20 protein-coding genes are annotated in these 23,031 nt (G+C 70.4%); 11 read left to right on the top strand and 9 right to left on the bottom strand.

Annotation, left to right across the window (positions count from 1 at the left end; genetic code table 11):
- Positions 1–181: 181 nt before the first annotated feature.
- Positions 182–406, top strand: coding sequence for a hypothetical protein (locus WYO_RS06325; protein ID WP_007560382.1), 225 nt, complete (start codon positions 182–184; stop codon positions 404–406).
- 638 nt (positions 407–1,044) lie between these two features.
- Here the strand turns inward: WYO_RS06325 and WYO_RS06315 are convergent.
- The 3 genes from WYO_RS06315 to WYO_RS06305 form a co-directional block, all read right to left on the bottom strand.
- Positions 1,045–1,443: a hypothetical protein gene (locus tag WYO_RS06315; protein ID WP_007560380.1), complete on the bottom strand. Its 399-nt coding sequence runs from the start codon at positions 1,441–1,443 to the stop codon at positions 1,045–1,047.
- Between the two features lie 75 nt (positions 1,444–1,518).
- Entirely contained in the window at positions 1,519–3,858 is a 2,340-nt protein-coding gene (locus WYO_RS06310; RefSeq protein WP_007560378.1) for a xanthine dehydrogenase family protein molybdopterin-binding subunit, read from the bottom strand.
- On the bottom strand, positions 3,855–4,334 hold the full coding sequence (locus WYO_RS06305; protein ID WP_007560376.1) for a (2Fe-2S)-binding protein: 480 nt from the start codon (positions 4,332–4,334) through the stop codon (positions 3,855–3,857). The genes WYO_RS06310 and WYO_RS06305 overlap by 4 nt, the downstream gene beginning before the upstream one ends.
- Positions 4,335–4,581: 247 nt before the next feature.
- Between WYO_RS06305 and WYO_RS06300 the strand changes: the two genes are divergently transcribed.
- Positions 4,582–5,127 carry a LysR substrate-binding domain-containing protein gene (locus WYO_RS06300; protein WP_007560374.1) on the top strand — a complete coding sequence of 182 codons (546 nt, stop codon included), beginning with the start codon at positions 4,582–4,584 and terminating at the stop codon, positions 5,125–5,127.
- A 139-nt stretch (positions 5,128–5,266) separates the two neighbouring features.
- Here WYO_RS06300 and WYO_RS06295 read toward each other — a convergent pair whose 3' ends face one another.
- Together WYO_RS06295 and ispG are read right to left on the bottom strand one after the other, a co-directional pair.
- The gene (locus WYO_RS06295) at positions 5,267–7,285 is read right to left on the bottom strand and encodes a potassium transporter Kup (RefSeq protein ID WP_007560372.1); all 2,019 of its coding nucleotides are present in this window, start codon (positions 7,283–7,285) and stop codon (positions 5,267–5,269) included.
- Positions 7,286–7,784: 499 nt separating this feature from the next.
- Positions 7,785–9,110, bottom strand: a complete 1,326-nt coding sequence (ispG, locus tag WYO_RS06290) for a flavodoxin-dependent (E)-4-hydroxy-3-methylbut-2-enyl-diphosphate synthase (RefSeq protein WP_193375340.1) — start codon at positions 9,108–9,110, stop codon at positions 7,785–7,787.
- A 354-nt stretch (positions 9,111–9,464) separates the two neighbouring features.
- On the opposite strand from ispG, the gene WYO_RS06285 reads away from it, so the two are divergent.
- From WYO_RS06285 to deoA, 9 genes are all read left to right on the top strand, one after another.
- Complete coding sequence (locus WYO_RS06285; RefSeq protein ID WP_007560368.1) at positions 9,465–10,592, top strand: patatin-like phospholipase family protein; 1,128 nt, start codon at positions 9,465–9,467, stop codon at positions 10,590–10,592.
- 239 nt (positions 10,593–10,831) lie between these two features.
- On the top strand, positions 10,832–12,523 hold the full coding sequence (locus tag WYO_RS06280; protein ID WP_007560366.1) for a CHASE3 domain-containing protein: 1,692 nt from the start codon (positions 10,832–10,834) through the stop codon (positions 12,521–12,523).
- Positions 12,524–12,651: 128 nt separating this feature from the next.
- Positions 12,652–13,203: a glutathione peroxidase gene (locus WYO_RS06275; RefSeq protein WP_007560364.1), complete on the top strand. Its 552-nt coding sequence runs from the start codon at positions 12,652–12,654 to the stop codon at positions 13,201–13,203.
- A 65-nt stretch (positions 13,204–13,268) separates the two neighbouring features.
- Positions 13,269–13,892 (top strand): sigma-70 family RNA polymerase sigma factor, encoded by a 624-nt coding sequence (locus tag WYO_RS06270; protein WP_007560362.1) that lies wholly within the window; start codon positions 13,269–13,271, stop codon positions 13,890–13,892.
- Positions 13,893–13,994: 102 nt separating this feature from the next.
- Positions 13,995–14,759 (top strand): hypothetical protein, encoded by a 765-nt coding sequence (locus tag WYO_RS06265; RefSeq protein WP_007560359.1) that lies wholly within the window; start codon positions 13,995–13,997, stop codon positions 14,757–14,759.
- 173 nt (positions 14,760–14,932) lie between these two features.
- Positions 14,933–15,361, top strand: coding sequence for a cytidine deaminase (locus WYO_RS06260; RefSeq protein ID WP_007560357.1), 429 nt, complete (start codon positions 14,933–14,935; stop codon positions 15,359–15,361).
- Positions 15,354–16,178, top strand: a complete 825-nt coding sequence (locus tag WYO_RS06255) for a purine-nucleoside phosphorylase (protein WP_007560355.1) — start codon at positions 15,354–15,356, stop codon at positions 16,176–16,178. Before WYO_RS06260 ends, WYO_RS06255 begins: the two co-directional genes overlap by 8 nt.
- Positions 16,171–16,902, top strand: a complete 732-nt coding sequence (gene deoC / locus WYO_RS06250; protein ID WP_007560353.1) for a deoxyribose-phosphate aldolase — start codon at positions 16,171–16,173, stop codon at positions 16,900–16,902. The genes WYO_RS06255 and deoC overlap by 8 nt, the downstream gene beginning before the upstream one ends.
- A 4-nt stretch (positions 16,903–16,906) precedes the next feature.
- Positions 16,907–18,205 carry a thymidine phosphorylase gene (gene deoA, locus WYO_RS06245; RefSeq protein ID WP_007560351.1) on the top strand — a complete coding sequence of 433 codons (1,299 nt, stop codon included), beginning with the start codon at positions 16,907–16,909 and terminating at the stop codon, positions 18,203–18,205.
- Positions 18,206–18,223: 18 nt separating this feature from the next.
- Here deoA and WYO_RS06240 read toward each other — a convergent pair whose 3' ends face one another.
- The 4 genes from WYO_RS06240 to dnaK form a co-directional block, all read right to left on the bottom strand.
- Positions 18,224–18,556 (bottom strand): hypothetical protein, encoded by a 333-nt coding sequence (locus WYO_RS06240; RefSeq protein WP_007560349.1) that lies wholly within the window; start codon positions 18,554–18,556, stop codon positions 18,224–18,226.
- Between the two features lie 281 nt (positions 18,557–18,837).
- The gene (locus WYO_RS06235; protein ID WP_007560347.1) at positions 18,838–19,476 is read right to left on the bottom strand and encodes a hypothetical protein; all 639 of its coding nucleotides are present in this window, start codon (positions 19,474–19,476) and stop codon (positions 18,838–18,840) included.
- A 201-nt stretch (positions 19,477–19,677) separates the two neighbouring features.
- Positions 19,678–20,820 (bottom strand): molecular chaperone DnaJ, encoded by a 1,143-nt coding sequence (gene dnaJ, locus WYO_RS06230; protein ID WP_007560344.1) that lies wholly within the window; start codon positions 20,818–20,820, stop codon positions 19,678–19,680.
- A 270-nt stretch (positions 20,821–21,090) separates the two neighbouring features.
- Positions 21,091–23,007 (bottom strand): molecular chaperone DnaK, encoded by a 1,917-nt coding sequence (gene dnaK / locus WYO_RS06225; RefSeq protein WP_007560342.1) that lies wholly within the window; start codon positions 23,005–23,007, stop codon positions 21,091–21,093.
- Between the last annotated feature and the right edge of the window lie 24 nt (positions 23,008–23,031).

The following is a 23,031-nucleotide window of genomic DNA, read 5'->3' as shown; positions in this document are numbered from 1 at the left end:
TTTCGATTCGGGAGCTCGTCCCTCGCGACAGGACCAGAGTCTTAAATGATGCGAATCACATCCGCGCGAGCTGTCAAGAACTGGTCGGACAGTTGCCCACCGGTTACAACGGTCAAGCTTGGGTTCGGCGTCGCGGCCCGCCCAAGCGTTCGTTGAAGCCACAAGGGGAAGACAAAGACCCATGCAGCACTTCACCGTAACCGACCGCGAGCGCGACACCGTCCTGGCGGCCCTGCGCTATTATCAGTTCTACCGGATGCAGGGTCATCCGTTCGACCCCCGCCAGGACCACCTGATCGACACCATCGCGTCCCGGGCCGGGGACGCCCTGGATCTCGCCGAGATCGACGACCTCTGCGCCGGCCTGAACGGCAACCCCCACGCGCTCGCCGCCGCGGCCGCCTGAGGTCGCCGCGCGGGGCGGGCTTCGCGCCGCACCGGATCGTCCCGGCCGCCTAGCCGCCGGGGCCGGGGATCGAGACCTCCGAGATGAGCGATGCCGCCGCCGGAGCGATCCCCGACCGCGTTTCACCGATCGGGACGCGGCGCCGATCCCCGCGGACCTCGGGGATCCACCCGGTACCGAACGAGGCACAGGTCTCGTCTCCCATGCGGGCTACGATGTTCACCCATCGCTGCCGAAGGAGGACCAAGGCCAACCCCAAGCGCGCCTCCCTCCCCCCTCTGCGGGGGAGGGTGGGCCTCGCGTGAGCGAGGGTCGGGAGAGGGGAACCCGGGTTCAGGACAGGGCGCGGCCGGCATGACGGGCATAGCCCTGTCCTGAACCGTCGCTCCCCTCTCCCGACCCACCTCGGGGGCCTCCCTCCCCCGCAGAGGGGGGAGGGAAAGCCACGCGTGTCGGCCTCGGAGAGACGTCTCTTGCGGCCTAGAACCGTCCGGACCGCGTTCTGTGAACCCGCTAGCCCGCACGGCAGAGGGGGCACGGCGCCCCGTCCCTAGGTAGATCTGCAAGCACCGCAGCCAGCCCGCCTCCTGGGCGGCCACGGCATCATCGCACCGGTGCTACGCCGAACCGGCAGCGCCTCAGGGCGCCTTCTTCAGCTGGCTCTCGGCGCGGGCCACGCCGGCCTCGCAGCCCTGCGCGTCGCCCTTGGAATCGGCGGTCCGTGCCTCGTCCAGGGCGACCTTGGCCTGCTGTGCGGCATCCGCGCCCTCGCCGGCCTGGGCCGACTTCTCGGGCGGCGCCTGGGGGGATTCGTTGGCGCGCTCGCCCTCGGTGCCGGTCAGGCCCTCGCCGCCGCGCTTGGCGGCGTTGCCCTGGCCGCTGGTGGAGGCCGAGATCGAGGCGGTCGCCTCTGACGTCACCCGCTTGGACAGGGCGTCGATCTTGTCCGAGCACGGGGAGGCGAGGACCGGGGCCGCCATCAGGACCAGGGCCAGGGGCACCGTGACGGAAACCGTGAAGGCGGCGGGACGCATCATCGTGTCGAACTCTCTCATGTCGGGGGGCCGGGGATCAGGTCCCCGGTCCCCCAACGCATCGCGAGGGAGTGCGGTTCAGGCGCTCAGCTGGTCGCGGATCGGCAATTGCCGCACGCGCCGACCGGTGGCGGCGAAGACCGCGTTGGCGATGGCCGGCGCCACCGGCGGCACGCCGGGTTCGCCGACGCCGCCGAGCGGGCCGTCATAGGAGCCGGTCGGGACGAGGTGCACGCGGACAACCTTCGGGGCGGCGTCGATCCGGATGATCTCGTAGCCGTCGAAGTTGTTCTGCTGGGCCCGGCCCTGCTTGAACGTGATCTCGGAGGTGAGGGCGAGCCCCATCCCCATGACCACGGCGCCTTCCATCTGCGACCGGATGCGCTCCGGGTTCACCTGCGGCCCGCAATCGACCGCGATGTCGATGGCGTGGACCTTCACCTGGCCCTTGTCGTCGACCTCCACCTCAGCCGCCACCGACGTATAGGTGACGAAGCTGTAATGGCCGGCGATGCCGAGGCCGCGGCCCTTCGGCATCTGCCGTCCCCAGCCGGCGCCCTTGGCGGCAGCCTCGATCACGCCGCGCAGGCGACCGGTATCGATCGGGTAGAGCTTCGGGTCCTCGCCGTGGTTCCAGACGTCGCCGATGGAGGTCGGGTCGATTGTCCGGGCCGGGCCGATCAGGTCCAGCAGGTATTCCTTCGGGTCGCGGCCGGCGGCATGCGCCAGCTCCGACACGAAGGACTGGATCGCGAAGGCGTGGGGGATGTTCGAGACCGAGCGGAACCAGCCGATCCGGACATGGGCGGCGGCTTCCGGGTTCTCCATCCGGGCGTTGGGCAGGTTGAACGGCGTGTTCACCAGACCCATCCCGAGCTCGAACGGCAGCTCGTGCTTCGGATCGGGGGCGAAGATCGAGCCGATCGTCGGCGCCACCGAGCGGTGCAGCCAGGCCACCGGCATGCCCTTCTCATCGAGGCCGGCCTCCAGGCGCTCCACCGAGATCGTGTGGTAGTAGCCGTGGTGGATATCGTCCTCGCGGGTCCAGGCGAGCTTGACCGGCGCGCCGTCCACCGCCTGCGAGCACAGGGCGGCCTCGACCACGTAATCCGGCTTGGACTTGCGCCCGAAGCCGCCGCCGAGCAGCGTGACGTTCACCTTGACCTTGTCGTCGGGCAGCTTGAGCGCCTTCATCAGGCGGTCGTTGGCCGCCTGCGGACCCTGCGTGCAGGCCCAGGCCTCACAGAACCCGTCCTTGACCCGGGCCACGGCGGCCGGGGGCTCCATCGGGGCCTGGACGAGGTGGGGCACGAAGTACTCGGCCTCGACCTTGGTCTTGGCCTTGGCCATCGCGCCGTCGACGTCGCCCTGGTTGCGCACGACCTTGCCGGGCTTGCGCGCGGCGGCCTCAAGCTCCTTGCGGAACACGTCGGTGTCGTAGCCGGCGTTCGGGCCGTCATCCCAGGTGATCTTGAGCGCATCGCGCGCCTTCAGGGCCGCCCAGGTGTTCTTGGCGACCACCGCGACGCCGCCGAGCGGCATGAACTCGCTCGGGATCTCGCCGCCGTCGATCTTGAAGATCTTGACGACGCCCGGGACCTTCTTGGCTTCGGTGTCGTCGAAGGACTTGACCTTGCCGCCATAGACCGCCGGACGGGCGACCACCGCGTACAGCATCCCGTCGAGCTTGGTGTCGAGCCCGTAGACGGCCCGGCCCGTGGTGATGTCGAGATTGTCGATCAGCCCAATCTTGCCGGTGCCGATGTACCGGAAATCCTTCGGGTTCTTCAGCGTGACGTTGGTCGGAACCGGCAGCTCGGAGGCCGCCTGCGCCACGGCGCCGTAGCCGAGGCTGCGCTTGGACTTAGCATGGGTGAGGGTGTGGTTGGCCGCCGTCACCTCGGAGGCCGGCACGCCCCATTGCTTGGCCGCGGCCTCGATCAGCATCAGCCGCGCGGCGGCGCCGGCATGGCGGAAATGCTGGAAGAAGTGGCGCAGCGAGCGCGAGCCGTCGGTGTCCTGGTTGCCGAAGCGCTGCTCGTCGCCCCAGGCCTGGACCACCTTCACCTTCGGCCAGTCGGCCTCGAGCTCGTCGGCGACGGTGAGCGCCACGGAGGTGCGCACGCCCTGGCCCATGTCGGAGCGGTGGTTGGTCACCGTGACGGTGCCGTCCGGGGCAATCGACACGAAGATCTTCGGGTCGTCGCGCCAGCCATGCGGCATGCCGTCGGCGCCGAACTTCTGGGCCTTCTGCTCGGCGGTCTGGCCCTCGTCGGCGCGCGCGTCGCGCAGGGACAGGGCGAGCACCAGGGCACCGGCGCCGCCGAGGATGCCGCGGCGGCTGACATTGGCGAGCACCGGCTTGGCGGTCGGCTTGGCGTTGGCCAGTTCGGCCATCATCTGGGCGTCGTGAATCACAGGCGCTCTCCCTTGCCGGCGGGCGCCGTCTGGCCGGCGGCCTGATGGATCGCCGCGCGGATCCGCGGATAGGTGCCGCAGCGGCAGATGTTGCCGCTCATCGTGTCGTCGATGTCCTGATCGGACGGCTTCGGCGTGTCCTTGAGCAGCGCGGCGGCCTGCATGATCTGGCCGCACTGGCAGTAGCCGCACTGGGCGACGTTGAGGTCGCGCCAGGCCACCTGCACGGGGTGGTTGCCGTCGGGCGACAGGCCCTCGATGGTCACGACCTCCTGGTCCGCGGCCGCCGAGATCGGCGTGATGCAGGCCCGGGTCGCCGCGCCGCCGAGATGGATCGTGCAGGCGCCGCACAGCGACACGCCGCAGCCGAACTTGGTGCCGGTGAGGCCCAGCTCGTCGCGCAGGTACCACAGCAGCGGCATGTCGGGATCGCCGTCGAAGCTGCGCGCAGCCCCGTTCACGGTGAGTTTGATCATCGATATATCCTGTCTGGCGACGCCGGGACGGCGTTCAGTCGGGTCCGAGCCGAGCCAGAGGCGCCGACCGGTCGTCCGGTCCACGCATCCGCCTGTGCGGGCTAACCCGACGAACGGGTCTCTGGGTTCAGAATAGGAAGAATTCTAATCCACCCCGGGAGTCTTGTGCAACGCAAGGTGGATGCGGCACGCCGCCGGAGGCCCGCGTCGGGGACATGCCGCGTGCGGCGGCGCACATGCGGACGCGGTGGAAGCTTGGCCGGAGATCGAGCTCGACCTCGACTTCACCGACCGGCTGGTCGACGTGATCGACGAGGGGTTCGACGCGGTGATCCGCACCGGCGAGGCCCGGGATTCCCGGCTGATGACCCGGGTGCTCGGCAGCTACGACCTGAAGCTGGTCGGCGCCCCGGCCTATTTCGCCGCCCACGGAATCCTGGAATCGCGCGGGGACCTCGCCGGGCATTGCTGCCTGCGCCATCGCTTCCCGACCACAGGCCGGCTGGAGGATTGGCTGCCGGATCCGGGCGATCCGATCGAGCTGCGCACCATGGCGACGTCCAACACCATCGAGCCCCTGGTCTGCCTGGCCGAGCGCGGCCTCGGCATCGCCTGCCTGCCGGACTTCGCGGTCCGTGCGCAGATCGAGGCCGGGACGCTGATGGGCGTGCTGGACAGCGCGGTGCATCGCTGCGGCACCTTCCGCATCCTCTGGCCGTCGAGCCGCCAGCTCGCGCCGAAGATCCGCGTCTTCGTGGATTTCATGGCGGAGAACCTGTTCGCGCCGCCGTGACGATCAGTGTTTCAAAAGGTCGGTGCGCTTTTGCGAGTGTAGAGTCCTGCCCATCACTCGGGGGCGCCGCCCCTGGGCCCCGCCAAAGGGCTGAGCCCTTTGGAAACCCAGCACCTCCCGCGCGCGATCAGGATTGCTCCTACACCGTCACCTGCGTGCCCACCTCGACCACCCGCCCGGTGGGGATCTGGAAGAAGTCCGTGGCGTCGTTGGCGTTCTTGGCCAGCGTGATGAAGATGCGGTCCTGCCAGAGCGGCATGCCCGAATGGGTCGCCGGGCGGATCGAGCGGCGGGACAGGAAGAACGACGTCGCCATGATGTCGAACTTGAAGCCCTGGCGGCGCAGCAGCACCAGGGTCTTGGGGATGTTCGGCGTCTCCATGTAGCCGAACTTCATCACCACCCGGAAGAAATGCGGCCCCACCGGCTCGATCCGGACCTTGTCGGCCTCGTTCGAGCGCGGCGTGTCCACCGTCTCGACGGTGAGGATCACGTTCTTCTCGTGCAGCACCTTGTTGTGCTTGAGGTTGTGCAGGAGCGCGGCCGGGGCGATCTCGGGGTCGCTTGTCAGGAACACCGCGGTGCCGCGCACGTGGTGGGGCGGGCTCTTCTCCAGCATGCCGACCAGCTCGACCAGCGGCACGTCGGTCTTGCGGGTCTTGTTGAACAGGATCGTGACCCCGCGCACCCAGGTCCACATCAGGATCACGAGGCCGCCGGCCAGGATCAGGGGCACATAGCCGCCCTCGACCACCTTGATCAGGTTGGAGAGCAGGAACAGGAACTCGACCACGATGAAGGGCAGCATCACCAGGGCGGCGGCCACCGGCGACCAGCCCCACATCCGCCAGATCACCAGGAAGGTCATCGAGGCGGTGAGCAGCATCGTGCCGGTCACCGCGATCCCGTAGGCCGAGGCGAGCGACGACGAGGTCTTGAACAGCACCGCCAGCAGCACGACGCCGATCATCAGCAGCGCGTTGATCTGCGGCAGGTAGATCTGTCCGGCATGCGATTCGGAGGTGTGGCGGATCTCGAGACGCGGCAGCAGGCCGAGCTGGATCGCCTGCCGGGACAGGGAGAAGGCGCCGGTGATCACCGCCTGGCTCGCCACCACGGTAGCCAAAGTCGCCAGCACCACCATCGGCAGCAGGCCCCAGGCCGGGACGAGCTGGAAGAACGGGTCGGCGGTGTCGGGCTTCTCCAGCACCAGGGCGGCCTGGCCGAGATAGTTCAGGGCGAGCGCCGGAAACACGAGGCAGACCCAGGCGACCTGGATCGGCTTGCGGCCGAAATGCCCGAGATCGGCGAACAGGGCCTCGGCGCCGGTCACCGCCAGGAACACCGCGCCCAGGGCCACCAGCGCCCCGGTGCCGTGGCCGAGCAGGTAATGCACCGCGTACCAGGGGTTGGCGGCGCGGAACACCTCCGGGTGCAGGCCGATATGCGGCAGGGCCGCGAGCGCCATGGCCAGGAACCACACGATGGTCATCGGCCCGAAGAAGGCCGCGACCTTGGCGGTGCCGCGGTTCTGCACCAGGAACAGGGCGACGATGATCGTCACCGTGATCGGCAGCACGTAATCGTCCAGCGCCGGCGTGACGAGCTTCAGCCCCTCCACGGCCGAGAGCACGGAGATCGCCGGGGTGATTACCGCGTCGCCGTAGAACAGCGAGGCGCCGAGCAGCCCGAGCATGAACACGATGCGCGAGCCGCCGAGCGCCTTCCGGGCCAGCGCCATCAGCGAGAGGATGCCGCCCTCGCCGTTGTTGTCCATGCGCAGCAGGATCAGGACGTATTTGACCGTGACGATCAGGAACAGCGCCCAGAGGATCAGCGAGACGGTGCCGATCACCTCCTCGGGCAGCAGGATGCCGTCGGTGCGGGCCGGGACCAGCGCCTCGCGGAAGGCGTAGAGCGGGCTGGTGCCGATATCGCCGTAGACGACGCCGACCGAGCCGACCAGCAGCGTCCAGAAGCCGGCATGGCCGTGGCGGGTCTCGGCCTTCTCGGGGGCGTCGAGGGCGCCGCCGGGCGCGGGCCCCTGCGCCGGGCCGGTGCCGCCGGTCTCGCCGGCCGCCGGGGCGGAATCGGGCGGGGCGTCAGAGGCCGCGGGCACGGGCTGGGCTGCTACGCCGGGTGCGAAGGTCTGGCTCATGCGGGATGTCGGAGGCTCGGGCGTGGCCGGCGTTTCGCGGGTCGGCTCAGGGGCCTGGTGGGGCCGGGCAGGAGGACGCGAAAACTCCGCCGAACCACGCGGGCCGGCCACCAGGCCGACCACTCACGGGATCGTGCGGCCTTGCTATCACGGCCTCGGGCGGCCGGGAACCGGGTGCGCCGCGAAGATCGGGGTTTGGGTGGACGCGGAGGCGACCGGCTCAGTCGCAGTTTTGGATTTGGCGGGCGTTCGGCAGAAGCGGAAGGAAGTATCCTTCTTTCTTGGTCTCAGGAAACTCCCACCCTTCAATCACTCACCGTGTCATCCCGGGGCTGCGAAGCGGAGCCCGGGATCCAGATACATAGGTGCAGCAAGGTCTTGCGCCGTCAGCGGATCTGGATCCCTGGCTCGCCTGCGGCGCCCCGGGATGACGGGGTGATTTATTTCGCTGCCGTTCTTTGGTGTGATCGCCCAGCCGCCCGGCGCGACCTGCGTCGCGCTACTCGGCCGCGGTGCGCGTGCCGCCGCCCTGCTGGCCGAATCGGCGCTCGATGTAGTCGATCACGACGTTCTCGAAATCCTTGGCGAGCGTCGCGCCGCGCAGGGTCATGGCCTTCTTGCCGTCGATGAACACCGGGGCGGTCGGGGTCTCGCCGGTGCCCGGCAGGGAGATGCCGATATCGGCGTGCTTCGATTCGCCCGGCCCGTTGACGATGCAGCCCATCACGGCGACGTTCAGGCCCTCGACGCCCGGATAGGTCTTCTTCCATTCCGGCATGGAGGTGACGATCCAGTTCTGGATGTCCCGGGCCAGCTCCTGGAAGGTGGTCGAGGTGGTGCGCCCGCAACCGGGGCAGGCCGCGACCATCGGCACGAAGGTGCGGAAGCCCATGGTCTGCAGGAGCTCCTGGCTCGCCTTGACCTCGACGCTCCGGTCGCCGCCCGGCTCGGGGGTCAGCGAGTAGCGGATCGTGTCGCCGATCCCTTCCTGCAGCAGCACGCCGATCGCCGCCGAGGCGGCCACCAGGCCCTTCGAGCCCATGCCGGCCTCGGTCAGGCCGAGATGGATCGCGTAATCCGAGCGGCGGGCGACCTCGCGGTAGACCGCGATCAGGTCCTGCACCGCCGAGACCTTGGCCGACAGGATGATCTTGTTCTGCGGCAGGCCCAGCGCCACGGCGCGGTCGGCCGAGCCGATCGCCGAGCGCACCATCGCCTCGCGCATCACCGCGCGGGCATCGATCGGCCGCGGCAGCTTGGCGTTCTCGTCCATCAGGTGCGTGAGCAGCTCGCCGTCGAGCGAGCCCCAATTGGCGCCGATCCGCACGGTCTTCCCGTACTTGATCGCCTGCTCGATGATCGAGGAGAACTGGGTGTCCTTCTTCTCCTTGAACCCGACATTGCCGGGGTTGATCCGGTACTTCGCCAGGGCCTCGGCGCAGGCCGGATGGTCGGCGAGCAGCTTGTGGCCGATATAGTGGAAGTCGCCGACCAGCGGCACGTGCACGCCGATCCGGTCGAGGCGCTCGCGGATCTTCGGCACCGCGGCCGCGGCCTCGTCCCGGTCGACCGTGATGCGGACCAGCTCCGAGCCGACCCGGGCGAGCTGGGCGACCTGCGCCACCGTCGCGTCGATGTCGGCGGTGTCGGTGTTGGTCATCGACTGCACGACGATCGGAGCGCCGCCGCCGACCGTGACCGCGCCTTCGCCCTCGCCGACCGTGACGCCCACGGTGCGGTGGCGTGGCGCGGGGCCGGCGATCTCCGGACCACCGCTGGTCAGCAGGGACTCGGGGGCGGGATTCTCGGAGCGGATGGCTTCCATGACTTCCATCGTGGACCTTCGCGGGCGCGCTTTGCGGAAGCGCCGGAGCCTTTCGAGGCCGGCCGGGCGTTTCGCGGCGCGCGCCTCGCCGGAGCTTCGGGGCTGCGGGCCGACCGCACTTAGCTGCGGACGGCGCCGCGCAGCGTCAAGCCGACGCCACGCATGACAGCATCGCGGCTGTCATGTCGTATCTGGCCGCGGATGTCGAGTTTGCCGAGGGCGCGACATCGGTTTTCGTCCGCCCTGTTGCCGAATCGCGCGGTCCGGCCGGGTCTCGGACCGGCGGGCGGCCCCGGCGCGGTTGATGTTGCAGTGCAGCATCCCATTTACGGGATCCTGTTCCTGGAGGCCGACATGAGCGAGCACCCCCACGGCGGTGAGCCGCACAACCCGGCGACCGCCGTCCCCGAAATTCCGGTCTCGGACGGGATCGAGCCCTTGACGGTGCAGCCGGCCCACCAGCTCCTCGCCGGCCCCCGGGCCGAGAAGCCGGTGGCTTTGGCCCTGCAGGGCGGCGGCGCGCACGGGGCCTTCACCTGGGGCGTGCTCGACGCGCTGATCGAGGACGGGCGCCTGGCCTTCGAGGCGGTGACCGGGGCGAGCGCCGGGGCGATGAACGGCGTCGTGATGGTCGACGGCTGGCTGAAGGGCGGGCCGGACGGCGCTCGGGAGGGGCTGGAGCGGTTCTGGCGCGAGGTCAGCCTCGACGGCGATCTCGGGCCGACGCAGCGCAACTTCGTCAGCGGGTTGTTCAACCTGTGGAAGGGCAATCCGGTGGCCGAATTCTGGGCCAAGATGCTCTCGCCCAGCCCCTACGTGTCGAACCCGCTCAACATCAACCCGCTGCGCAAGGCGCTGGCCGAGCAGATCGATTTCGAGCGCCTGCGCGAGGCCGAGACCGCGGGCCTGTTCGTCTCGGCGACCAATGTCTGGACCGGCAAGCTCGCGGTGTTCGAGCGCGAGCGCCTGACCGTCGATCACCTGATGGCCTCGGCCTGCCTGCCGACGGTGTTCCAGGCCGTGGAAATCGACGGGGTACCCTATTGGGACGGCGGCTATCTCGGCAACCCGCCACTCTACCCGCTGCACCGGGCCGCCCAGACCCGCGACATCGTGCTGGTCCAGATCAACCCGGTCGAGCGGCGCGAGACCCCGCGCACGGAGAGCGAGATCCGCGACCGGCTCAACGAGATCACCTTCAACGCCAACCTGATGCGGGAATTGCGGGCGATCGACTTCATCGACGGCCTGATCGAGGACGGCACCCTCGGTCAGGGGGGCTACCGCCGGGTCCTGGTGCACCGCATCGACGGGACCGACGCGCTGGAGGATTACAACGCCGCCTCCAAGCTCGACGCGCGCTGGACCGTGTTCAAGCGCCTGCGGGACAAGGGCCGCGCGGCCGCGCAGGCCTGGCTCGCCGAGACCTACGGGACGATCGGCCAGGCCTGTACACTCAATCTGCGGGATGCGTACCAGTAAAGATCCGTATCTCTGACGCTTGCATCGAGTTTTGTCACGTGTCGGTGCGGTCGATTTGAGGGTCGATGTTCAATAAGTGCTGTATATTCGCGTCATATGGCGCTTAATTGCCCGTCTGATTTGCGGCCATAAAGCAGAAAATCCCAGTCGTAAGATATCTTTCATGGAGCTGCGCTAGCTCGGCCCTTTCACCGAAGACCGACAGGGCGCGGTGATTCTTGCTCCTGGGAGGACGGGCCGTGGGATTTCGTCTGATCGACCTCAAGACCGGCGTGAAGATCGCGCTGATCATGGCCCTGATGCTGGCGATCACCGCCGGCGTCTCGGCGATCTCGCTGCGGAACATCGGGTTGATCGAGGACGCCGAGGCCTGGACCGTCCATACCCATGAGGTGCTGGCGGAGGTCGAGCGGACGGTCGTGGCGATGATCGACCGGGAGACCGCCCTGCGCGGCTACCTGATCTCCGCCGATCCGCGCTTCCTCGAGCCCGAGGAGGCCGGGCGGAAAGCTTTCGCGGCGTCCTGGGAGGCGGCGCGCAAGCTCACGGCCAACAACCCCACCCAGCCCGCGCGCCTCATGGAGCTGAAGGCGCTGGTCGAGCGCTGGAGCGCCGAGGTGGCGGACCGCGAGCTTGCCCTGATGAAGGATCCGGCGACCCGGGAGGAAGCGCGGCGCCTCGAAGGCTCGGGGGTCGGCAAGGCGGTGATGGACGCCGTGCGCGCGAAGGCGGCCGAGATCGCGCAGGTCGAGCAGGACCTGCTGAAGGTGCGCAGCGCCGCCTCGGCGACCGCCATCGCGTCGTCGCGGGCGGCCAACCTGATCGGCCTCGGCCTGATCGTCCTCACCGCCCTGGTCGGGTCGCTGGCCCTGCATAAGGGCATCGGCAAGCCGATCCACCAGATGACCCAGGCCATGACCCGGCTCGCCGCCAACGACCTCTCCACCGAGATCCCGGCGGTCGGGCGCCGCGACGAGATCGGCGCCATGGCGAGGGCCGTGCAGGTCTTCCGGGACGGGCTCGCCCGCGCCAAGGCCCTGGAGGAGGAGGCCGCCCAGACCCAGGCCCGGGTCGAGGCGCAGCGCAAGGCCGCGATGCGCGACATGGCCGCCTCCTTCGAGAGCGCGGTCGGCGGCATCGTGCGCGCCGTCACCACGGCCGCGACAAATCTGAAATCCACCGCCGAGACCATGAGCGCCGCGGCCACGGAGACCGCCGCCCAGTCGACCACGGTGGCGTCGGCGGCCGAGGAGGCGGCCTCGAACGTCAACACCGTGGCGGCGGCGGCCGAGGAACTCGGCGTCTCGGTCAACGAGATCGGCCGCCAGGTCCAGGCCTCGGCCGACCTCGCCGACGCCGCCGTGACCGAGGCCGGGAAATCCGCGGAGCTGGTGCGCAGCCTGCGCGACCGCGCCGCCAAGATCGGCGCCGTGGTCGACCTGATCAGCGGCATCGCCTCGCAGACCAACCTGCTGGCGCTCAACGCGACCATCGAGGCGGCGCGGGCCGGCGAGGCCGGTCGCGGCTTCGCGGTGGTCGCCACCGAGGTCAAGGAACTGGCCGGACAGACCGCCAAGGCCACCGACGAGATCGCCCGGCAGATCGGCGAGATCCAGTCCTGGACCGGGGAGACCGTGGAGGCGATCGGCGTCATCGTCGGCCGCATCACCGAGATGAGCGGGCTGTCCACCGGGATCGCCGCGGCGATCGAGGAGCAGGGCTCGGCCACCCAGGAGATCGTCCGGAACGTCGGGCAGGCGGCGTTCGGGGCCGGCGAGGTCACGGCCAACATCGCCGGGGTCGCCAGCGCCGCCGAGGGGGCCGGAGCCGCAGCCACCCAGGTGCTCGGCTCGGCCTCCGAGCTCTCGGTCCAGGCCGAGCGGCTCGACGTGGAGGTCCACCGCTTCCTCGACACGGTGCGGGCCGCCTAGGCGAAGCGCGGGGCTCCGAACCCCGCCGAAGGGCCGCGGGCGCTTCGGGATCCCGGTGCTGGGATCTTCCGCGGCGCGCCCTAGATCCTGCTCGGGCGTGCCAGCGCCCGTGACCCTGCGAGGCCGCCATGACGTTGTTGCGCCGCGAGGCCCTGATCCTGCTCGGTGCCGGGATTGCCGGCGCGGCCCGCGCCGCCTCCGGGCGGGCGACCGACTTCGCCTTCGAGCATCCGGAGGGCGGCGCGATGCCGCTCTCGGCCTATGCCGGCCGGCCGATCCTCGTGGTCAACACCGCCACCGCCTGCGGCTATGCCGGGCAGCTCGCCGGGCTGCAGACCCTGTGGACCCGCTTCGGCGACCGGGGCCTCACGGTGATCGCCGTGCCGTCGCCGGATTTCGGCAACCAGGAACCGCTCGACGGGCCGGCCATCGCGGAGGCCGCGCGGAAGAACCACGGCGTGACCTTCCCGCTGACCGCCAAGACCCGGGTGAAGATGCCGGGCGCCCATCCGTTCTACCAATGGGCGGCGTCGGAGCGGCCGGGCGAGACGCCGCGCTGGAACTTCCACAAGTACCTGATCGCCCGGGACGGCTCGCTGGCCGCCGCCTTCGCCACCCAGGTCGAGCCCACCGATCCCCGGATGGTCTCAGGCATCGCCGCCACCCTCGATCAGGCCTGACCGGGTCCCGCGGCCGCAAAGCGGAGGCCCGGGATTAAACGCCCGGCCTGCCGCGTTCACACCCTATGGCATCAGACAAGCACAAGCATCCGGACATCGTCGATCTGCTGGTGCCCCTGAGGCGCTATGCCCGCTCGCTCACCCGCGACGCGCTGCGGGCGGACGACCTGGTGCACGATACCCTGGTGCGCGCCCTGGAGATGCAGGGATCCCTGCGCCCGAACACCAACCTGCGCACCTGGATGATGACGGTGCTGCACAACGCCTTCATCGACGAGCAGCGCCGCCGCCAGGTCGAGGCGCGGCACGCCGACGCGCTGGTGCGGATGAGCGAGGACATGGCGCCCCCCGCCCAGGAGGGCCGGGTGCGCCTCGCCCAGATCCGGCAGGCCTTCCTGACCCTGCCGGAGGAGCAGCGCGCCGCGCTCCACCTCGTGACGCTCGAAGGCATGGCCTATGCCGACGCCGCCGCGGTGCTCGGCATCCCGATCGGCACGCTGATGTCCCGCCTCGGCCGCGGCCGGGCGGCGCTCCGGGCGTTCGAGGAGGGCAGCCGGGCCAAGACCGAGGCCGAGACCGAGGCGAGCCGGCCCGATGCGCGGCGCGGCACCTTCACCGGCCTGCGCCTCGTCACCTCCGACGAGTCGCGGGACCGGCCGCCCCTGAAACGCGCCGCGGGTGATGCCTGAGGCATCGGGCCCGCACGAGGCCGGCATCGCAGAGCCGGCACCTATGATGATGACGACCGGCGGATCCGCCCCGGCGGCACGCTGGAACCGAGGACTTCACCGATGATGGATCCGATCACAGACGACGATCTCATCGCTTTCGTCGACGGGCAGATCGACCCGATGCGCCGTCTCGATGTCGAGGCGCATCTGGCCGCCCATCCCGGGGCCGCCGCCCAGGTGATGGCCGACCTGCACGATCGCGACGCGCTCCGGGCCGCCTTCGGGCGCCTGCCCGGGCCGGGACCCGACCGCAACGTCGTCCTGGCGCGCCGCTTCGACCGCAACCTGCGCTGGCACCGGGTCGCCTCGCGGCTCAAGCGTGCCGCCGCCATCGCGGTGCTGGTCGGCGCGGGCTGGCTCGCCCATGACGAGATCGGTCGCTTCGGCGTGCCCGACACCCTCGCGGCGACCCCTGATCCGGCGCTGATCGCCGATGCCCGCCAGGCCCGCGCCGTGGCGCAGCTGCGCAAGAGCATCGCCAACCAGGGCGACCACCCGGCCTACGACCGGGCCCGCCTCCAATCGGTCACCGGCATCGACCTGCCGCCGCTCCCGGCCGGCTGGCAGGTGCGCGACATCCAGATCTTCCCCGGCCGCCACGGCACCGGCATCGAGATCGCCTTCGAGGCCGGCACCTTCGGCGAGGCCTCGCTGTTCGCGACCCGGGGCCTGCGCGGCGGTCCGGCCGCCCTCACGGGCTCAGATGACGGCGCCCTCCTGTCCTGGAACGCCGGCGACACCGCCTACGCGCTGAGCGGCCCGCAGGACGATGCCGTGCTGCGTCAGGCCGCCGGCCTGCTCGGGGCTGACGCGGCGGCGCGCTGAGCGATTCGCGCGGGGACGCTTGAGCATCGGCCGTGTCATTCCGGGGCGCCGTAGGCGAGCCCGGCATGACCGGACTGGGCTTTCGACGCCTGTGAGCCGGCGCGTCCCACCGGAAGACCTGCCCGCGCACCCGCCCCTCGACAGGGCGCCCCGGCGGGTGCCAAAGATCGGCCATGCAGGCGGTCGATTCAGCACAACGGAATGACGGGCTGACGGCCCTGTTCGAGGCCGCGCGGGCCGTGCGCGAACGGGCCCACGCGCCCTATTCCCGGTTCCGGGTGGGGGCGGCTTTGCGCGACGAGCACGGCGCGATCCATGCCGGATGCAATGTCGAGAACGCGGCCTACCCGGTCGGCACCTGCGCCGAGGCCGGGGCGATCGCCGCGATGATCGCGGGCGGCGGCCGGCGCATCGCCGAGATCCTGGTCTGCGGCGACGGCGCGGGCCTGGTGACGCCCTGCGGCGCCTGCCGCCAGCGCATCCGCGAATTCGCCGGGCCGGACACGCCGATCCACGCCGCCGGGCCGGACCGCGTCGCCAAGACCTTCACGCTGGCGGCGTTGCTGCCCGAATCGTTCGGGCCGGAGACGCTGGGTGACTGAGGCCGCCGCCCTCGACGCGCTGCGAGCCGCGGGTTTCGGCGGCGGCTACGCCTGCGCCCTCGTCACCGGCACCGGGCTCGGCGGCATCGCGGCCGCACTCGAGGATTCGACCGCCCTGGATTACGGCCGGATCCCCGGTTTCCCCGGCGCCGGCGTCAGCGGCCATGGCGGCCGGCTGCATCGCGGACGCCTCGAGGGGCGGCCGGTGCTGGTGTTCGAGGGCCGGGCGCACGCCTACGAGCGGGGCGACGCGGCGGCGATGCGGGTGCCGCTCGCCTGCGCGGCCGGCCTCGGCGCAAAGCGCCTGCTCCTGACCAACGCCTCCGGGTCGTTGCGGCCGGAGCTCGGCCCCGGCAGCCTGGTCCTGCTCGCGGACCACATCAACCTGTCGGGGATGAACCCGCTGATCGGCGAGGCGAGCGACGCCCGCTTCGTGCCGATGACCGAGGCCTACGATCCGGATCTGCGCGCCCAGCTCCGGGAGGCGGCGGGGGCCTGCGGGCTTCCGCTCACGGAGGGCGTCTACGCCTGGTTCTCCGGCCCGAGCTTCGAGACCCCGGCCGAGGTCCGGATGGCCGGCATCCTCGGGGCCGATCTGGTCGGCATGTCGACGGTGCCCGAGGTGATCCTGGCCCGCTTCCTCGGCCTGCCGGTTTCGGCCGTGTCGGTGGTGACCAACCTCGCCGCCGGGATCGCCGGGGGCGCCCCCCATCACGCCGAGACCAAGGCGGTGGCGGCCCGCGCCGCGGCGGATCTCGGCCGCCTGCTCCGGGCCTTCGTGGCCGGCCTGCCCGCCGAGGAGACCGAACATGGATGAACCCGATGCCGGTGCGGTCGCCCGCCGGGCGTTGCCGCTCCTCGATCTCACCGACCTGACCGAGACCTGCACCGAGCCGAAGATCGAGGCCCTGTGCCGGGACGCGCGCAGCGGCGGCGTCGCGGCGATCTGCGTCTGGCCGCATTTCGTGGCGCAGGGCGCCCGGGCGCTCAAGGGCAGCGGCATCCGGGTCGCCACGGTGATCAACTTTCCCGCCGGGGGCGAGGATTGCGCCCGGGCGACCGACGACACCGCCGAGGCCCTGCGCGACGGCGCCGACGAGATCGACCTCGTCCTGCCCTATCGCGCCTTCCTGCGCGGCGATGCGGACACCGCCCGCGACATGATCGAGGCGGTGCGCGACACCTGCGGAGCCGCGTCCCTCAAGGTCATCCTGGAGACCGGCGAGATCGCCGATCCCGACGCGATCCGGCGTGCGAGCCGCCTGGCGCTGGCGGCGGGGGCCGACTTCCTGAAGACCTCCACGGGCAAGAGCCCGGTCTCGGCGACCCCGGAGGCCGCCGCGGCGATGCTGGCCGAGATCCGGGCGAGCGGTCGCCCCGCCGGCCTCAAGGTGTCGGGCGGCCTGCGCAGCGTCGCCGATGCCGGCGCCTATCTCGCGCTGGCCGACCGGATCATGGGGGCCGACTGGGTGAGCGCAAAAACATTCCGGCTCGGGGCGAGCAGCCTGTTCGGCGCCCTGATGCAAGCGCGGGAGTCTTGAGGGCATGCGCCTGCCGCAGGAAACCATCCGGGCCAAGCGGGACGGCCTGACGCTCGATCCGGAGGAGATCGCGGCCTTCGTCCGCGGCCTCACCGACGGCGCGGTCGGGGAGGGGCAGGCGGCGGCCTTCGCCATGGCGGTGTTCTTCCGCGGCCTCGCGCTGCCCGAGCGCGTGGCGCTGACCCGGGCGATGGCCGAATCCGGCCGGGTCCTCGCCTGGGACCTGCCGGGCCCGGTTCTCGACAAGCATTCCACCGGCGGCATCGGCGACACGGTGAGCCTGCCGCTCGCCCCGATGGTGGCGGCCTGCGGCGGCTACGTGCCGATGATCTCCGGCCGCGGCCTCGGCCATACCGGTGGGACGCTCGACAAGCTCGCCAGCATCCCGGGCTACGACGTCACCCCGGGGCTCGACACATTCCGCCGGGTCGTCGGTGAGGTCGGCTGCGCGATCATCGGCCAGACCGCCGAGCTGGCACCGGCCGACCGGCGCCTCTACGCGATCCGCGACGTCACCGGCACGGTCGAATCCCTCGACCTGATCACCGCGTCGATCCTGTCGAAGAAGCTGGCCGCCGGGCTCCAGGGCCTGGTGATGGACGTCAAGCAGGGCTCCGGCGCCTTCATGACCGGGCTCGACGAGGCCAGGGCGCTGGCCGAGAGCATCGTCACGGTGGCCGAGGGGGCCGGCCTGCGCACCGCCGCGCTGATCACCGACATGGACGCGCCGCTCGCCAGCGCCGCCGGAAACGCGCTCGAAGTGGCCTACGCGCTCGACTACCTGACCGGCGCCCGCCGGGAGCCGCGCTTCCACGCGGTCACTCTGGCCCTCGGCGCCGAGATGCTGGTCGCCGGCGGCCTCGCGCCGGACCGGGACGCGGCGGCCGAGCGCCTGGAGGCGGTCCTGGCCTCCGGCCGGGCGGCCGAGATCTTCTCGAACATGATCGCGGCGCTCGGCGGCCCGGGCGATCTGTTGAAGGCGCCGGCGCGCTACCTGCCCGCGGCGCCGGTGCAGCGGCCGGTCCGGCAGGACGGCACGGTGGCAGGCATCGACACGCGGGCGATCGGGCTGGCGGTGATCGGGCTCGGCGGTGGCCGGACTCGGCCCGAGGACGCGATCGACCCGCGGGTCGGGTTCACCGACCTCGCGGGTCCCGGGGATGCGTCCGGCCTGCTCGGGATCGTCCATGCGGCCGACGCGGCCGCCGCCGACCGGGCGGAGGCGGGTCTGCGGGCGGCCTACCGGATGGGCGAAGCGCCATCCGGTAGGCCGCCGATCATCGAGCGGGTGGGAGCCGGGTAGGACCCGGCCCCGTCCGCCTTACCAGCGGCCGTAGCCGTGACGGTGACCCCAGCCGCCGTGACGGTGATGGCCGAAACCGCGATGGTGGCCCCAGCCGTAATGATGGCCGCGTCCGCGGCCCCAGCCGTGATGGTGGTGGCCGCGGAAGCCCGGTCCGAAACCGTGACGCGGGCCGAAGCCGTGGCGATGGCCGTATCCGTAGCCGTACTGGACATCCACGATGTCGCCGGCGCCCTGATGCAGGCCGGTGTCGAGGCCGAGCGGCGCGGCCATCGCGGGCGCCCCGAGGGTGATCCCCCCGAGCGCCAGGGCGGCGGCGGCCAAGCGTAGGCGTGCGGTCTTGGTGAACATCGGCGTCCTCCTGTGCCTCTCCGGTCGCGCTGCCGCGACCGGCTGTGCCCCCGGTGTGACGCCTTTAAGTTGACGCTGACGTGAGTTTGGCCCTCAGGCGTTGTTCAGGTTCGGCGAGGAGCGGAATGGGCGTGGTTGGGATCCCGCCAGCCACGCCGTCATCACGCGCGCAGCGAAGCGACCCGGGGATCTGCCACGTTAGGGAAGCGCGCGCTGCTGGGTTGCTTCGCTGCGCTCACAATGACGGTGAGGGCGATCCGGTATCGCCGAGCGGTGGTGCCCTAGGGCCGCCGGTACACCCACACCCGCGCGGGCGGCAGGTTCAGCCAGACGCGGTTCGACCGGTCGGCGGTGTAGCTGCCGGCCTCGCACCGGGCCGGGATCGGCGGCACCACCGCGTAGGTGAACTGCACGAAGGGCGCACCCGGCTGCATCAGGTCGTGGGCGGCGTTGAGCAGGTCGAGGCGCTGCTCGAGCGGCTTGGTGAACAGCGGCAGGCTCGAGATCGTCGCGGCGGCGGGCTGGGTCAGCACCGTCTTCAGGGTCGCGCGCATGTCGTAGGCGTCGCCCCGGATCACCGTGACCCCGGGGAAGCGGCGGGTCAGCAGGCGGCAGAAATCGGGGTTGAACTCCACCAGGATCAGCCGTGAGGCCGCGATGCCCCGGCGAATCAGCGCCTCCGTGACCGGGCCGGTGCCGGGGCCGAGCTCGACCACCGGGCCCTCGCGGCGCGGATCGACATAGGACGCCATGGTCCGGGCGAGCATCTTGCCCGACGGCGTCACCGCGCCGGTGACGAGCGGCCGCTCGAACCAGGACCGCAGGAAGCGGGCCTCATCCTCGAGAGGGTCGCGCCGCGGCCCAAGACTGTCACCCCTGGCGGCAGGGGCCTTCGCGCTGGGACGGCGGAGCGGCGGCAAGTCCTGAATTCCTCGAAGCCGATGGGAATGGAAGGCTAAGGCAACGCGCCGTCTTACAGTCAAGCTGGCCCGGCGCCTAGGGTAAGCATGCCACGCTCGCCCGATGCATAACGGGCGTGCACGGGTTCGGATCCGGCCTTAGAGCGCGCGCAGCCGAAGGGGAGGCCGGTTCGGCGTCGGCGAGCGCGTTCAATCAAAGCCTCACGGACGGACGGCGCTGCCGAAGAAGTCCCGGACCTTGGCGAAGAAGCCCGCCGATTCCGGGTGGTTCTCCGGGGAGGCCGACTGGTCGAACTCCTGGAGCAGCTCGCGCTGGCGCTTGGTCAGGTTCTGTGGCGTCTCGACGAAGACCTGGATGTAGAGGTCGCCGACCTCCCGCGAGCGGAGCACCGGCATGCCCTTGCCCTTGATCCGGAACTGCTTGGCGGTCTGCGTCCCGGCCGGGATCCGCACCTGGGTCTGCGAGCCGTCGATCACCGGAACGGTGATCTCGCCCGAGAGCGCGGCCGTGACCATCGAGATCGGCACCCGGCAGAACAGGTCGGCGCCGTCGCGCTGGAAGAACTCGTGCTGCTTGATCGAGAGGAAGACGTAGAGGTCCCCGGGCGGGCCGCCGCGCAGGCCGCTCTCACCCTCGCCGGCGAGCCGGATGCGCAGGCCGTCATCGACGCCCGCCGGCACGTTGATCGAGAGCGTGCGCTCGCGGTTGACCCGGCCGGCGCCCTGGCAGGTGGTGCAGGGATCGTCGACGATCTCGCCGCGGCCGTGGCAGTTCGGGCAGGTGCGCTCGATGGCGAAGAAGCCCTGCGCGGCCCGCACCCGGCCGTAGCCCGCGCAAGTCGGGCAGGTCCGCGGCTTCGAGCCGGGCTTGGCGCCCGAGCCGTCGCAGGCCTCGCAGGTCACCGAGGTCGGGATCCGGATGGTCTCGGCCTTGCCGATGAAGGCCTCTTCGAGGGTGATCTCGAGGTTGTAGCGTAGGTCGGAGCCGCGCTCACGACCCGGGGCGCCACCGCCGCGCCCGCGCTGGGCGCCGCCGCGGCCGTCGCCGAAGAAGTTGTCGAAGATGTCCGACATGAAGTCGCCGAACTCGTTGCCGAATCCGGGGCCGCCCCCGCCCTGGCTGAAGGCGGCATGGCCGAACTTGTCGTAGGCCGCGCGCTTCTGGCCGTCCGAGAGGCACTGATAGGCCTCGTTCAATTCCTTGAACTTGATCTCGGCTTCCTTGTCGCCGGGATTGCGGTCGGGATGATAGGTCATTGCGAGCTTGCGGAAAGCGACCTTCAGCTCGCTTTCCGTGGCGGTCTTGGCGACCCCCAGGATCTCGTAATAGTCCCGCTTCGACATCCCACCCAGTCTCCGGACAATCAGAAGGCGCTGCGATCCCTGGGCCCGTCAGGTCCGCCGCGGCGGGTCCCTCGGGGCAGGTCTTGAGCAGGGTGAGCGGGTCGAGGCATCGTCGCGATCATGACGATCCCGCCGATCTAGCATGAGCCGGCCGGCCCGACGCTGACGGCGGACGATATCCGGTTCCTGCGGCACCCGCGCAACAGCGCGTCTCAAGCAGAGGCGGGGCCGGATCGCTCCGGCCCCGCTCGGTTCTGTCGAAACTGCGCCTCAGGCGCGCTTCTTCTGGTCTTTCTCGTCGACCTCCTGGAAGTCGGCGTCGATGACGTCGTCCTTCTTCTCGGAGGCGCCGGCCTCGGCACCGGCCTCGGCGCCGGCGCCCTGGTTGGCGCTGTACATCGCCTCGCCGAGCTTCATCGAGGCCTGCATCAGGTCCGTGGTCCGGGCCTTGATGGTCTCGACATCGTCGCCCTCGAGCGCGGTCTTGAGCGCGGTCATCGCGGTCTCGATCGCGCCCTTGTCGGCGGCCGGGACCTTGTCGCCGAACTCGGTCACCGACTTCTCGGTGGCGTGGATCAGGCTCTCGCCCTGGTTCTTCACCTCGACCAGCTCACGGCGCTTCTTGTCCGCCTCGGCATTGGCCTCGGCGTCCTTCACCATCCGGTCGATATCGGCGTCCGAGAGGCCGCCCGAGGCCTGGATGCGGATCTGGTGCTCCTTGTTCGTCGCCTTGTCCTTGGCCGTCACGTTGACGATGCCGTTGGCGTCGATGTCGAAGGTCACCTCGATCTGCGGCATGCCGCGGGGCGCCGGCGGGATGCCGACGAGGTCGAACTGGCCGAGCAGCTTGTTGTCGGCCGCCATCTCGCGCTCGCCCTGGAAGACCCGGATCGTGACGGCGTTCTGGTTGTCTTCGGCCGTCGAGAAGGTCTGGGACTTCTTGGTCGGGATCGTGGTGTTGCGGTCGATGAGCCGGGTGAACACGCCGCCCAGCGTCTCGATGCCGAGCGAGAGCGGGGTCACGTCCAGGAGCAGCACGTCCTTGACGTCGCCCTGGAGCACGCCGGCCTGCACGGCGGCGCCGATGGCCACGACCTCGTCGGGGTTGACGCCCTTATGCGGCTCCTTGCCAAAGAAGGACTTCACCACCTCCTGGATCTTGGGCATGCGGATCATGCCGCCGACCAGCACCACCTCGTCGATCTCGGAGGCCGAGACGCCGGCATCCTTGAGCGCCTTGCGGCAGGGCTCGATCGTGCGCTGCACCAGGTCGTCCACCAGCGACTCGAACTTCGCCCGGCTGAGCTTCAGCGCGAGGTGCTTCGGGCCGGTCTGGTCGGCCGTGATGTAGGGCAGGTTGATCTCGGTCTGCGTGGCCGAGGACAGCTCGATCTTCGCCTTCTCGGCGGCCTCCTTGAGGCGCTGGAGGGCAAGCTTGTCCTTGGTCAGGTCGATGCCCTGCTCCTTCTTGAACTCGGCCGTCAGGTACTCGACGATCCGGTTGTCGAAGTCCTCGCCGCCCAGGAAAGTGTCGCCGTTGGTCGACTTCACCTCGAACACGCCGTCGCCGATCTCGAGGATCGAGACGTCGAAGGTGCCGCCGCCGAGGTCGTAGACCGCGATGGTGCCGGCCTTTTTCTTGTCGAGGCCGTAGGCGAGCGCGGCCGCGGTGGGCTCGTTGATGATGCGCAGCACCTCGAGGCCCGCGATCTTGCCCGCATCCTTGGTGGCCTGACGCTGGGCATCGTTGAAGTAGGCCGGAACCGTGATGACGGCCTGCGTGACCGGCTGGCCGAGATGCGACTCCGCGGTCTCCTTCATCTTCTGCAGCGTGAAGGCGGAGATCTGCGAAGGCGAGTATTTCTTGCCGTCGGCCTCGACCCAGGCATCGCCGTTGTCGCCGCGGACGATCTTGTAGGGAACGAGGCCCTTGTCCTTCTGGGTCATCGGGTCGTCGTAGGTGCGACCCACGAGACGCTTGATGGCGAAGAACGTGCGCTCGGGGTTCGTGACCGCCTGGCGCTTGGCCGGCTGGCCGACGAGCCGCTCGCCGTCATCCGTGAAGGCGACGATCGACGGCGTGGTGCGGGCGCCTTCCGAATTCTCGATGACCCGGGGCTGCGTGCCTTCCATGACGGCCACGCAGGAGTTCGTGGTGCCCAGATCGATACCGATAACTTTACCCATGGTGGGATCCCTCTTCTGTCGCGT

The organism is Methylobacterium sp. GXF4, from assembly GCF_000272495.1.
Lineage (GTDB): Bacteria > Pseudomonadota > Alphaproteobacteria > Rhizobiales > Beijerinckiaceae > Methylobacterium > Methylobacterium brachiatum.
The sequence above is the reverse complement of the archived record's forward strand: the minus strand, read 5'-3'. Positions and strand labels throughout refer to the sequence as shown.

Excerpts from the sequence above, each read along its gene's own strand:
- WYO_RS06325 (WP_007560382.1), top strand. The coding sequence starts at position 182 with ATGCAGCACTTCACCGTAACCGACCGCGAGCGCGACACCGTCCTGGCG.
- WYO_RS06315 (WP_007560380.1), bottom strand. The coding sequence starts at position 1,443 with ATGATGCGTCCCGCCGCCTTCACGGTTTCCGTCACGGTGCCCCTGGCC.
- WYO_RS06305 (WP_007560376.1), bottom strand. The coding sequence starts at position 4,334 with ATGATCAAACTCACCGTGAACGGGGCTGCGCGCAGCTTCGACGGCGAT.
- WYO_RS06295 (WP_007560372.1), bottom strand. The coding sequence starts at position 7,285 with ATGAGCCAGACCTTCGCACCCGGCGTAGCAGCCCAGCCCGTGCCCGCG.
- ispG (WP_193375340.1), bottom strand. The coding sequence starts at position 9,110 with ATGGAAGCCATCCGCTCCGAGAATCCCGCCCCCGAGTCCCTGCTGACC.
- WYO_RS06285 (WP_007560368.1), top strand. The coding sequence starts at position 9,465 with ATGAGCGAGCACCCCCACGGCGGTGAGCCGCACAACCCGGCGACCGCC.
- WYO_RS06275 (WP_007560364.1), top strand. The coding sequence starts at position 12,652 with ATGACGTTGTTGCGCCGCGAGGCCCTGATCCTGCTCGGTGCCGGGATT.
- WYO_RS06270 (WP_007560362.1), top strand. The coding sequence starts at position 13,269 with ATGGCATCAGACAAGCACAAGCATCCGGACATCGTCGATCTGCTGGTG.
- WYO_RS06265 (WP_007560359.1), top strand. The coding sequence starts at position 13,995 with ATGATGGATCCGATCACAGACGACGATCTCATCGCTTTCGTCGACGGG.
- WYO_RS06260 (WP_007560357.1), top strand. The coding sequence starts at position 14,933 with ATGCAGGCGGTCGATTCAGCACAACGGAATGACGGGCTGACGGCCCTG.
- deoC (WP_007560353.1), top strand. The coding sequence starts at position 16,171 with ATGGATGAACCCGATGCCGGTGCGGTCGCCCGCCGGGCGTTGCCGCTC.
- deoA (WP_007560351.1), top strand. The coding sequence starts at position 16,907 with ATGCGCCTGCCGCAGGAAACCATCCGGGCCAAGCGGGACGGCCTGACG.
- WYO_RS06240 (WP_007560349.1), bottom strand. The coding sequence starts at position 18,556 with ATGTTCACCAAGACCGCACGCCTACGCTTGGCCGCCGCCGCCCTGGCG.
- dnaJ (WP_007560344.1), bottom strand. The coding sequence starts at position 20,820 with ATGTCGAAGCGGGACTATTACGAGATCCTGGGGGTCGCCAAGACCGCC.
- dnaK (WP_007560342.1), bottom strand. The coding sequence starts at position 23,007 with ATGGGTAAAGTTATCGGTATCGATCTGGGCACCACGAACTCCTGCGTG.